This is a genomic window from Citrobacter sp. CFNIH10, from assembly GCF_002934585.1.
In the GTDB taxonomy this organism is placed as follows: Bacteria; Pseudomonadota; Gammaproteobacteria; order Enterobacterales; family Enterobacteriaceae; genus Citrobacter_A; species Citrobacter_A amalonaticus.
Map to the genome: position 1 here is coordinate 3,095,221 of NZ_CP026216.1, position 10,751 is coordinate 3,105,971.

The following is a 10,751-nucleotide window of genomic DNA, read 5'->3' on the forward strand; positions in this document are numbered from 1 at the left end:
CGATGTTCTGGAGATGAAAAAGATGTTGCGTTGGAATGGCTGGGAGAGCTTACGGCTGACTTGCAAAAGAAATTGGATGCATATGAAGAAAAGAACCCCCAGAGCGGGGGCGTTTTACGCAGCGGGAGCGGCTTTAAGTAAGTCCAGCGCCATTTGCTTTTGGTTTGGTGAAAGTGAGTTAAGCAACTGCTGAACCAACGCATCACCTGTTTTAGCGCTGGGGCTAAGAGTGTGGGAGAACGTCAAATTCATAACAAAGGTATGCCCACACTCCACATCTGAGCAGGCGCAGTAAATATCCGCAATCTGCAGGTGCTTCCGGTTTGTTTTACGAATGATGGCCTTTGCGCCGCATTCCGGGCATTCAATTTTTAGTACGCGCATATTCCATTCTCCGGCCGTCAAATTATGCCTGGATTTTAGCCTGTTTTGCCTCATGCCGCACCCTTATCAGTTGATTCATCGGCAAAATTCAGGTGCAGGCGCGCAGGAATTTCGGGATCGCTGTTAACTGCTGCCGCAAATCGTCGCTGGATAGGGCGCGATTCGCTTTTTTTATACACGCGCTCTGCTTTTTCAGGGTCGCCAAGCCCGGCAGTATTCTGCGGAACGATACCCGCAAGCCCGGCCGGGAAGCGGTGGGCGTTCAGAATATCCTGCGCGCTGATGTTCTTCACGCTGGCAAATTCATCCTTTGCGGAAATATCCCCCATTTCAATGAACTTGATAGCGTCACCTTCTCCACCTGGAATGTTCACCAGGATGGTGGAGAAGTTCCCGATCCCTTTGCTGTCTCGCAGCTGCTGTTCAATCTCTTCTTCCATTTCATCTGTCATGCTGGGGTCGCGCGTATAAAGAATGCCGCCAGTGTGTGCGCCGTTGTGATAGTAGCGGCGGCGGAAAATGACCGCCTCGCTGTTCAGCAGCGCGGAATGTATCCCGCCGATGTAGTCCGGCAGGCCATAAATGTGCTGCTGCGGGTCATACATCTTGATAAAAATAATGTCCTCTTCCGGGTAAATCAGTGGCTCACCTTCCTGCAGTACCACGTAATCACCTGGCAGGTTGCGATCTTCATCGCGTACCTTTCGGCGGCGCAGGTATAGACCGGGCAGCGCTTCCAGCCCGATAACATCACCCCAGCCATTACGTACTTTGGCGATCGCAACGTCGCCAAAGGTTAAAAAATCAAAGGTTGCTGCTTCCAGTTCGTCATACGTCAGGCCGCCGCCCTGGTAATCGGACATAATCATGTTTTTGCGGGCGTGGATGATGCCACCGTGCTGGCCATTCAGGTTAATCAGCTGTGACAGCGCCAGCCGGTCAATCGGCAGGGTGAAATGATCTGCGCCATTGTCATACCAGATATCACGGTAATCCGTGCCGGTGGTCAGAATCGGTTCCGGCTTGCCGAAAGAAATGATGCTCATTTTTTTTGACGGTTCGGCGCGCTGCCCGCGTTTCACAAATTTCTTTTTCTTCATGCTGCCTTCTTCACTCCCCATCGGGATTTTGGTTTATTTTCATAGTTCAGCGGTTCATTGTGCAGGGCGTGAGTAATCGCCCAGAATGATTCCGCGTGGCCAGTTTCGGGGCTGCGGTCTGCGACAAAGGTCATTGCATTGCCGCTTTGCGTGGTGGTGCGACGAATGGCCATAAAGCTGGCCGGGATCTCTTTCAGGTTTTTATCCCATTCAATACGCTGGCTTTCGACCACATCGGCGGCTTTCAGTACCAGCTGGTTTTTGGTGTTCAGGTCGTAGCGAATCGGAACGGCCACGCGCATGGCAAAGTGTTGGATGTTGTCAAAAACGCCCTGGCCGATGCCGGTCACATCAACCCCCAGATAGGTGAAGTTGTATTTTTTGAACAGGGTTTCGATCTGCTTTGCCTGCCAGCGGAAGTTCATACCCTTCCAGTTGAATACGGCCAGTACGCGGAATTTTTCCGCCGCCAGTTCAGGTGGCGCGATTATCACAAAACAGGACAAATCACCGCTGCGCGCCGGGTCAAAGCCACCCCATACCGGCCGATTACCGAACGGCCGCGCCGCGTTCGGGTCGTGATCCTGCCAGGTCTCAATTTCAACGCCGCAGGCTTCCAGGTCGGAGAAACTGAAAACAGAATCTTTGCTGTCCACGAAAACGCACATATAGAGCATGTTGAATGTGGTTTCGTTGTACCGGTTCCGCAGCTTCTCAATGTTGGCCAGGTTGAAGCCACCGGCGATCGCGTCCTCCATCGTGATGATGTAGCGCCATTGGCCATCCGGGCAGAGTCGGCCACCGTTGCGCATTTCATCGAATAACGGAAATTTGATGGCGCTACGTTTCTTGCTGCCCTGTTTCCACTCTTCACCCGTCCAGAACGGGTACGCCTGGTGCGTTTTGGCGGACGGCGTGGAAAAATAGGTGGTGCGCCATTTGTCGTGTGTGGCCATTGCGCTGGCCACTTCGTTCAGGCGCGCAAAGTTTGGCACCCAAAAATATTCATCACAGTACAAATGGCCACTGTATGACTGCGCGGTGTTTTTGTTGGTGGAAAGAAAACGCAGTTCTGCGCCGTTGCTTAAGCGGATCGGGTTGCCGGTCAGAGTGATGCCAAAATACTGCTCTGCAATGTTGACGATGTAAGAGCGGAAAACCTCCGCCTGTGCTTTTGACGCTGACAGGAAGATTTGCGGATCGCCGGTCATGACCGCATTTTCAAACGCTTCAAATGCAAAGTACCAGGTTGCGCCGATCTGGCGGCTTTTCAGGATATTGCGCACCGCCTGGCCAATGTTCTGGCGAAGGTGCTTCTGATAACCAAAAAGATGCTCGTCTGCCCAGGTGTCGAAATCGTCCTGTGTAAGTGATGAAATATCATTTTTCTTGTATTTGCGCTTACTGCGCGGTTCGTCGTCGTCACAGTCGCGCGGCGCAGCTGCTTGCCCGTTCCCCTGGCCGGTGGCCATCTTCTCTTTATGCTTATTGCTTTGTGCGCGCAGCTTAGTGGCGTGGGCAATCAGCAAATCCATTTCTTTTAAGTCGAGATCGGTTTTATTGTCGCGGCTGGCCAGCAGCTGGTAGCGGCGTTCAATCGCCTCTTCTGTGCTTTCGTGGCTGAGCAAATTAGCCCAGCCGTTTTTTTCTGCCCAGTAGTAAACGATCCGCGCATTCGGCAGATTTAATTCTGATGCAATTTCTTTAGGTGTATAGCGGCGCAGGTAAAGAGCGCGCGCAACGCCTTTTAATTCTTCTGAGTATTTAGCCATAGATTTAATTATGCCGTGGCCAGAGATAAAAAACGGCGGGGTTAATTCGTGACTGTTCGGTAATGGCGTATAACCGAACTGAACAGAATAAAGCGTAATGCGCTGCCGGGTTTAATTCGCAATAATTCAATTCACAGCAGGATATTCAGTAAATCGGCAGGGGAGGAAATATGTGTCGCATTTAAAAACTGATTGGCTGTGTGTTGCTACCGAAGGGGACACCGTTGATGGGCGGGATATTAAGCGGCAGTGGATTATTGATATGGGGGAAACCTACGACTATAGCCACTACGTCGCATTAATCTGGCCAGAGCATGAAGATGATTGTGGCAATTTTGGTGAGGTGCTGGAAGCCACCTGGCACGATGGTGATGATGGGCTAGCTCGTTTGTATGTAAGCCTTTGCCCGAATATGCGCCTGATTTTTGCCAATCATGAAGATCAGCTGCTTTTCTTCTCTATCGAACCGGAAGAGAACTGGCGCGGCAGCGGGCGTACATACCTGAAGGGGCTGGCGGTGACTGATACACCCGCCAGTGTTGGCACTACACGGCTGCGCTTTAGCACGCGGCGTAAATTATCGAAACGGGGATATTACAGTTGCGTAATTTCCCAAGATGGCAAAATTAAACAGGAAGAGAAGATGAAGAACTGGCAGAAATTGTTTGGTATTAAGCCGAAGTTTGAAGATGAAACGCCACCGGAAGATGCGCCAGCGAGTGATGATAAACTTCAGGCACTGGCTAGCGCTCTTAATGAGCTTGAAGGCCGCGTGGGTAAAATTGAAACCCAGCTGAATTCTGTATCGGAAGATGTAGATACAATTGCTGAGGTCGTGGATACAGAAGAATTTTCCGCTATTCGCGATAATGCATCTGAAATCGTTAAACGTTTTAGCGCTCTGGATAAAAAGCCCGGTGGTAATAAATCACGCAATATTCCGGGGAAAGCAGGCAAATTCAAATACATCTAATTCGCCACGCGTAACACCTTAACGACTAACTAATTTATCGCGTTATAGCGAGGGAGTTTTATGTTTTTAAATCAACGTGCACGAAGCCTGATGAAGCAATATTGCTCCGGTCTGGCTGAAAGTTACGGTCAGGAAGATGCCAGCCTTTATTTTTCGTTAACCGATCCGCAAGAAACTAGCCTGCGGCTGGCGCTGCTGGAGGCTGTCGAATTCCTGAACATGATTACCTGCGCCGATGTGGATCAGTTGTCCGGCCAGGTTATTTCCGTGGGTTCTTCTGCGCTGCACACCGGCCGTAATGAGTCCGGGCGTTTTATGCGTCGTGTGGGTGTTGATGGTAATGATTACAAGCTGGTTGAAACTGACAGCTGTGCCGCGCTGCGCTGGGATTTGCTTTCTGTTTGGGCTAACGCCGGGCGTGAAGAAAATGAGTTTTTCAACCTGGTTCAGACCTTCTCTAATCAGGCGTTTGCGCTGGATATGCTGCGCATCGGTTTCAACGGTACCAGCGTGGCTAAGACCACTGATCCGACTGCAAACCCGATGGGCGAGGACGTGAATATTGGCTGGCATGCCCGCATGAAGTCTTTCAACGATGGCAATCAGATTATGACCGATCCGATTGTGCTGGACGACAAAGGCGACTACCGCGGCCTTGATGCAATGGCATCTGATCTGATTAACACCAAAATCCCGGCACAGTTCCGTAATGACCCGCGCCTGGTGGTGCTGGTTGGCGCTGACCTGGTGGCGGCGGAACAGTATCGACTGTATCAGGCTGCAGACCGTCCATCTGAGAAGATTGCGGCGCAGATGCTGGGCAGCACTATTGCAGGCCGTAAGGCCATTATCCCGCCGTTCATGCCGGGTAAACGCATGGTGGTTACGCCGCTGAGTAACCTGCACATCTACACCCAGCGCAACACGCGCCAGCGTAAAGCGGAGTTTGTTGAAGACCGTAAGCAGTACGAAAACAAATATCTGCGCAACGAAGGCTATGCGGTTGAAGAGCCGGAGCTGTACGCCGCAATTGATGAAAGCGCGGTAACTATCGGTACGGTCTCAGAACAACCGGAGGGCTGATAAATGGTACTTTCTCCCGCGCAACGGCATAGCCAGCGTATCGCCACGGAACAGCGCCTGAAACAAAGCCAGGCAGTGGATAGCAGCGAAAGCATGCATGTACTGCTTGCCGCGCTTGAAAAAGATGTGGAATTGGCCAGAAGCCTGCCGGTGATAGCTGATCGCGTCGTGTTAAAGCGTGATGTGCTGCTGCCGCGCTGGATGCCTACTGTGGAAGCCTATCTGGCCAGCGAGCAGAACTACGCCAACCCGATACTGGCCTGGTGTGTGATCTGGCTGTTTGACGTGGGCGATCTGGAAAAGGCGCTGGATTGGGCTGATATCGCAATCAGCCAGCAGCAGGCCACGCCGGAACGGCTGCGCAGCAATTTCCCTACGTTTGTGGCCGATACGATGCTGGCCTGGGCGGAGGAGTCTGCCGGGCGCGGGGAAAGTATTGAACCGTATTTCTCACGCACCTTTGACCGCGTGGCGAATACCTGGCGATTGCATGAGCAGGTTACAGCTAAATGGTTCAAGTTTGCCGGGCTGGAACTGCTGCGCGGGGAAGATGGCCAGAAAACGCCAGCGGCCGTGGATGATGTGGAAACGCTGGAAAAGGCCGATCAGCTGCTGGCTATCGCTGAAAAGCATTATTTCAGAATTGGCGTGAAAACCGCCCGGCAGACTATTGCCGCACGTCTGCGCAAATTGACGCAGGGTTAACGACTACCGCAAGCCAGGCGGGCGCGGTGGAGGGCAGCGCACAGACCGTGCATCTGCGCCGTGGAAACCGGCCAGCCCGCCTTTTTCGGGAGATTTTATGTTTAGTGGCAAGCCACTGGATTACCAGGATGAACCGCTAACGAATAACGGCTTTTGGCCAGATCTGAATCTCAAAGATTTTCAGGAACAGCGGTCACTGCCGTCTGATATTGCCGCCGCCACTATAGCGCAGGCGCTGCTTGCCGCTGCAGTGGAGGTGAATGCCGAGCTGGAGAACGTTGAAGCCAGCTGGCGCGCAAAGGGTTACGCCCTGGCGGCAGATGTGCCAGGGGTAAAAATGGCCGGGCTGAATGGCCTGTGCGCGCAGTACACCAAAGCGGTGTTTGCCAGGGGAAAGGCGGATTTGATGGGGGAATTTGCCACTGTGGGGCGGCGTGATAGCCATCCAGGGCAGGAAAGCCCGGAAACCCGCGCCGGGCTGCTGGCGGAATCTTCGGTGGTGATCCGTCGCATGAAAGGGCTTAAACGCGCAACGGTGAAAAAGGTATGAGCGAGACACAAACGCAGCTTGAAAAACTGACCGCATTTTTTAAGCAGAGCGTACCAGGGCGGGCCATGCAGCGCTTTGACAGCGTACTGGATGAAATGGAGTTCATACCGGCCGCTAAGGATTTGGGGCTGGAGCAGTACCGGCTGGCGGTTATCCGTTATGACGCGGTGCTGAGCTGGGAGCGTTTCCCGTATCGGCTGTGCGCGCCGCAGCTGCTGATGGCGCTGATGGCCGTGTGGCTGGATGAGGCCGATCGCGATTTGTTTGATGATGTCGGGATAACGGAAACCGATCCGCAGTGGGATGTCACGGTGGAGGACGAAGAAACGGCCACTATCGTGCTGACCGTGCCAATGGCGGAAGAGCTGGTGATCCGTGAGGACAAAAACGGCGCTATCCCGTGGGAGGGTAAACGCTGGTCGCTGGCCAGTACTGAAATCTGGACGGCAGTCACCGGCAATATGTACGCCGTGGATCAGGCCGGTGCGCCACTTGGTGAAGCGGAATGATTGCGGGCGGCGAGCTGAATAAAAAACAGCTGGCTGAGCTGCGCAAGGCGCTGGCAGATATGGAGCTGCCACCACGTAAGCGACAGCGCCTGCTGTGGCGAATGGCCAAATATGGCGTTATCGCAGCAGCAAAGCGCAATGTGCGCAATCAGGCCGCACCGGATGGCACTGCGTGGCCAGGGCGTAAAACAAAGCGCAAAGGGAAGATGCTGCGCAATATGCCGAAGCTGCTGCACATCCGGGAAATGCCGGAAATGCAGGCTGTAAGAATCTACCTGCAGGGCGGTGGGTATCGGAACGGGGAAAAACCTGTACCCGCTGGCACCGTGGGCTATGCCCAGCAAAACGGAATGCATGTGCGGGTAAACCGCGCCAGCCAGTCGCAGAAAGGCCAGCCGGGAAAACTGGCAACGGCCGCGCAGGCAAAGAAATTGCGCGCGCTGGGGTATCAGGTACGCAGGGGGAAGCGCTGGAAAAAGCCAACCCTGGGCGAAATAACCGCCTCAATGCCCTATGACCAGGCGGGGCTGCTGATCAGGAAGCTGAGCGGTAAAACGGTGAAAACCAGCTGGACTATCGATCTGCCTGCCCGCGTATTTTTGGGTATGTCAGATGATGAATTTAACAAAGCGCTGGCGCGGCAGCTGCAGGCCATTGGCTACGGCTGGAACGTGAACGCGCAGGATATTAAGGGGAAAGCATGACCTGGCCAATTGTTGGCGTTAACCAGATTAACCAGCTGCAGGGCGAGACTAACGAAGTTGAACGCTGTGTGCTGTTTGTCGGGAAAGGCGCTGTGAACGTAGGCAAAACGCTGGCGGTTAACACCCAGAGCGATTTTGACAAGCTGCTGGGCGAAAGTGACAGCCAGCTGAAAAGCGATGTGATGGCGGCAGTGTCGAACGCTGGCCAGAACTGGTGGGGGTTCATCCATGTACTGGCTGTCGATGCGGAGCCGGATGCATGGGTGGATGCGGTAAGAGCAGCACAGGTGTCTTGCTCTGTTGAAGGTGTGCTGCTGTCTGACGATGTTTCGACGAAAGCCACCATTAACCAGGCGATTGCTCTGCGCTCGGAACTGATTGCGAAGTACGGCCGCTGGGTGTGGTTCATCCTCGCCATCCAGGGGATGCAGGAAGATGAAGCGCAGGCTGATTACCTGGTGCGTATGTCCACGCTGCAGGATGGCATTGCAGAAAAGGCCATTCAGCTGGTTCCGCGTTTGTGGGGTAATGATCCCGCCGTGCTGGCTGGCCGTCTTTGCAATCGCGCTGTGACGATTGCCGATAGCCCGGCTCGTGTAAAAACCGGTGCGCTGGTAAGCCTGGGCAGTGATGAACTGCCGGTGGATGGTGCAGGGGAAGTGCTGGAGCTGGCCACGCTTCAGGCGCTGGAAATGCAGCGTTTCAGTGTGCCGATGTGGTACCCGGATTACGACGGCTTTTATTGGGCTGACGGCCGCACGCTGGACGTTGAAGGCGGGGATTATCAATCCATCGAAACGCTGCGTATTGCCGATAAAGCCGCGCGCCGCATCCGCCTGCTGGCAATCAGCAAGATTGCAGACCGTGCGCTGAACAGTACACCGGGCAGTATTGCGGCGAATCAGTCGCTGTTCATGAAGCCACTGCGCGAAATGTCCACCGCCACTAGCATAAATGGCGTGTCGTTCCCTGGCGAAGTGAAGCCGCCGCAGGATGGGGATGTGACCATTGTCTGGAAGAGCAAAAAGGCGGTGGATATTTACATTGTGGTGCGCACGTATGAAGTGCCGCTGCAGATCACTATCAATCTGATGCTGGATGCCAGCCTGGAGGCTACTGCATGAGCAAACGCATTTCTGGCCAGTCGTTTGACTCTTATATGGATGGCGATCTTATCCATATTGAGAAAATTTCTCTCGATATTACCGATAACACCGCCGCCGCGCAGACCCGTGGTGTACCTGATGGCCACACTGATGGTGATGTGTCGGCAGAAGGGGAAATTGAAGTTAGCACGAAGGTACTGCAGGTGCTGACGGCAAAAGCCCGCGCAGCCGGTTCGTGGCGCGGTATTGCGCCGGTTGATTTTCTCTTTTACGCGAAAGCTGGAAGCGAGGAAATCAAGGTGGAAACGTTCGGCAATAAGCTGCAGCTGTCCAACCTGTTGGATATCGATCCGAAGGGCGGCAGTGTCACCACGCACAAAATTAAGTATTTCGTGACCAGTCCGAAATTCGTAAACATCAACGGTGTCCCGTATCTGGAAGCGGAAGCCACTGAAAACCTGATCGGTTAAGGGGAAGGGATGCAGGAGCATGAAAAGAGCCTTTATTCGCTGTTGATTATGGGCGCGTTAATCGCTGTGGCCAAAGTGCTGGCCAGCAATGACCCCATCACACCGCGCCTGTTTATCAGCCGCGTTATCCTGGGCAGCTTTGTGGCAGTGATTGCCGGTGCCGTGCTGATTCAGATCCCTGATGCCAGTCCGCTGGCGGTACAGGGGCTGGGGGCGGCGTTGGGGATTGCCGGTTATCAGGCCGTTGAATTGTGGTTACGCCGCCGCGCGGCGGGGAAAAGTACGGGGAGCGATAAACAATGACGTTAGGCGAAAAGCAGCAGCTGTTTACGGTGATGATTGGCAATCTGATCCATTGGGCAGAAGAAAAAGGCTATCGCCTGACGTTTGGTGAAGCCTACCGAACGCCGGAACAGGCGGCGCTGAATGCGAAAAAGGGCAGCGGTATTTCAAATAGCCTGCATACCCAGCGTCTGGCCGTTGACTTTAATTTGTTCATTAATGGCCAGTACATGACTCGCACCGAAGATTACCGGCCGTTGGGTGAGTTCTGGGAATCCATCGGCGGCAGCTGGGGCGGGCGCTTTAAATCCAACCCTGACGGCAATCACTTTAGCCTCGAACATAACGGGGTGCGCTGATGAACCGTGTGGCCGTGGTCGCTGTAGTGCTTTGTGTGCTGGCATTTGCCGGAGGCTGGAAGGTGGCAACCTGGCAGCGTGACAGTATCGATCTGGCCATTAGCAAGACGGCCACCGCCACCGGCAAAAAGTTGGCTGATGTGGCCAGCGAATCGGGGAGAAAACTGGAAAACCAGCTGGAGGCTTTGAAAAATGCGCCACCGCGTGAAATACGCACTGAAGTGGTTAAGCCGGTATTCACTAACGTTTGCCTGTCTGCTGAGTTTGTCGGCATGTACAACGAAGCCGCCGCCAGCGCCGAACGTACGTTATCAGGAAAACCTGAAAACTAAGTGCGCCGCGCAGCTGCCGCGCCTGACCGGAACAACGGGACGTGACGCTGCAGAGCTGTTAATTATTTATCTGGATATATACGGGCAGTGCGCTGCGCGTCATAACCAGCTAATTGATGAAATTAATCTACGAGAGAATTTATTAAATGGAAAAAATTAAACTGGTAGTTTGCGGTGTGGATATTGCTTTTGAACCGAACCAGACCGCTTACAACAAATTCATTAATGAAATGGCGATGGATAACAAAGTGTCGCCTGCGCATAACTACCTTAACCGTATTGTTGCGCCAGAAAGTAAAGACGCGCTGGCGGAAATTTTAAAACGTCCGGGCGCAGCGCTTCAGCTTGCTGGAAAAATTAATGAAATTTACGCGCCTGAGCTGGAAATTGAAGTAAAAAACTAAACAATCGAGTCCGGAGTC

Annotated in this window: 16 protein-coding genes; 13 read left to right on the forward strand and 3 right to left on the reverse strand. The window is 53.5% G+C overall.

Translation table 11 applies throughout. The annotated features are described in order from the left end of the window. Positions 1–114: 114 nt before the first annotated feature. The 3 genes from C2U53_RS18455 to C2U53_RS18465 are packed head-to-tail and all read right to left on the reverse strand — an operon-like array spanning position 115 to position 3,256. A complete protein-coding gene (locus C2U53_RS18455) occupies positions 115–438 on the reverse strand; it encodes an ogr/Delta-like zinc finger family protein (protein WP_104446239.1) in 324 nt (107 codons plus the stop codon). Then, positions 435–1,484, reverse strand: coding sequence for a phage portal protein (locus tag C2U53_RS18460; RefSeq protein WP_104446240.1), 1,050 nt, complete (start codon positions 1,482–1,484; stop codon positions 435–437). Before C2U53_RS18460 ends, C2U53_RS18455 begins: the two co-directional genes overlap by 4 nt. Next, positions 1,481–3,256, reverse strand: coding sequence for a terminase large subunit domain-containing protein (locus tag C2U53_RS18465; protein ID WP_104446241.1), 1,776 nt, complete (start codon positions 3,254–3,256; stop codon positions 1,481–1,483). The genes C2U53_RS18460 and C2U53_RS18465 overlap by 4 nt, the downstream gene beginning before the upstream one ends. Positions 3,257–3,428: 172 nt before the next feature. On the opposite strand from C2U53_RS18465, the gene C2U53_RS18470 reads away from it, so the two are divergent. The 13 genes from C2U53_RS18470 to C2U53_RS18530 all read left to right on the forward strand — a co-directional run bounded on the left by C2U53_RS18470 (position 3,429) and on the right by C2U53_RS18530 (position 10,733). After that, entirely contained in the window at positions 3,429–4,229 is an 801-nt protein-coding gene (locus C2U53_RS18470) for a GPO family capsid scaffolding protein (protein ID WP_104446242.1), read from the forward strand. A gap of 60 nt (positions 4,230–4,289) precedes the next feature. Then, positions 4,290–5,312, forward strand: a complete 1,023-nt coding sequence (locus tag C2U53_RS18475; RefSeq protein WP_104446243.1) for a phage major capsid protein, P2 family — start codon at positions 4,290–4,292, stop codon at positions 5,310–5,312. Between the two features lie 3 nt (positions 5,313–5,315). After that, positions 5,316–6,017 carry a phage terminase small subunit gene (gene gpM / locus C2U53_RS18480; RefSeq protein ID WP_104446244.1) on the forward strand — a complete coding sequence of 234 codons (702 nt, stop codon included), beginning with the start codon at positions 5,316–5,318 and terminating at the stop codon, positions 6,015–6,017. Between the two features lie 97 nt (positions 6,018–6,114). Further along, positions 6,115–6,567, forward strand: a complete 453-nt coding sequence (locus C2U53_RS18485) for a head completion/stabilization protein (protein ID WP_104446245.1) — start codon at positions 6,115–6,117, stop codon at positions 6,565–6,567. Next, positions 6,564–7,076, forward strand: a complete 513-nt coding sequence (locus tag C2U53_RS18490; RefSeq protein WP_104446246.1) for a phage tail protein — start codon at positions 6,564–6,566, stop codon at positions 7,074–7,076. The genes C2U53_RS18485 and C2U53_RS18490 overlap by 4 nt, the downstream gene beginning before the upstream one ends. Continuing rightward, a complete protein-coding gene (locus C2U53_RS18495) occupies positions 7,073–7,780 on the forward strand; it encodes a hypothetical protein (protein WP_104446247.1) in 708 nt (235 codons plus the stop codon). Before C2U53_RS18490 ends, C2U53_RS18495 begins: the two co-directional genes overlap by 4 nt. Then, the gene (locus C2U53_RS18500; protein ID WP_104446248.1) at positions 7,777–8,904 is read left to right on the forward strand and encodes a DUF2586 domain-containing protein; all 1,128 of its coding nucleotides are present in this window, start codon (positions 7,777–7,779) and stop codon (positions 8,902–8,904) included. The genes C2U53_RS18495 and C2U53_RS18500 overlap by 4 nt, the downstream gene beginning before the upstream one ends. Further along, positions 8,901–9,356 (forward strand): phage protein, encoded by a 456-nt coding sequence (locus C2U53_RS18505; protein ID WP_104446249.1) that lies wholly within the window; start codon positions 8,901–8,903, stop codon positions 9,354–9,356. Before C2U53_RS18500 ends, C2U53_RS18505 begins: the two co-directional genes overlap by 4 nt. Positions 9,357–9,365: 9 nt before the next feature. Continuing rightward, positions 9,366–9,659 (forward strand): phage holin family protein, encoded by a 294-nt coding sequence (locus C2U53_RS18510; RefSeq protein WP_104446250.1) that lies wholly within the window; start codon positions 9,366–9,368, stop codon positions 9,657–9,659. Continuing rightward, positions 9,656–9,997, forward strand: coding sequence for a M15 family metallopeptidase (locus C2U53_RS18515; RefSeq protein WP_104446251.1), 342 nt, complete (start codon positions 9,656–9,658; stop codon positions 9,995–9,997). Before C2U53_RS18510 ends, C2U53_RS18515 begins: the two co-directional genes overlap by 4 nt. Further along, positions 9,997–10,329, forward strand: coding sequence for a hypothetical protein (locus C2U53_RS18520; protein ID WP_104446252.1), 333 nt, complete (start codon positions 9,997–9,999; stop codon positions 10,327–10,329). The genes C2U53_RS18515 and C2U53_RS18520 overlap by 1 nt, the downstream gene beginning before the upstream one ends. Next, positions 10,256–10,489: a hypothetical protein gene (locus tag C2U53_RS30350; RefSeq protein ID WP_104446900.1), complete on the forward strand. Its 234-nt coding sequence runs from the start codon at positions 10,256–10,258 to the stop codon at positions 10,487–10,489. Before C2U53_RS18520 ends, C2U53_RS30350 begins: the two co-directional genes overlap by 74 nt. Then, positions 10,476–10,733: a putative phage tail assembly chaperone gene (locus C2U53_RS18530; protein WP_104446253.1), complete on the forward strand. Its 258-nt coding sequence runs from the start codon at positions 10,476–10,478 to the stop codon at positions 10,731–10,733. Before C2U53_RS30350 ends, C2U53_RS18530 begins: the two co-directional genes overlap by 14 nt. Positions 10,734–10,751 lie beyond the last annotated feature (18 nt).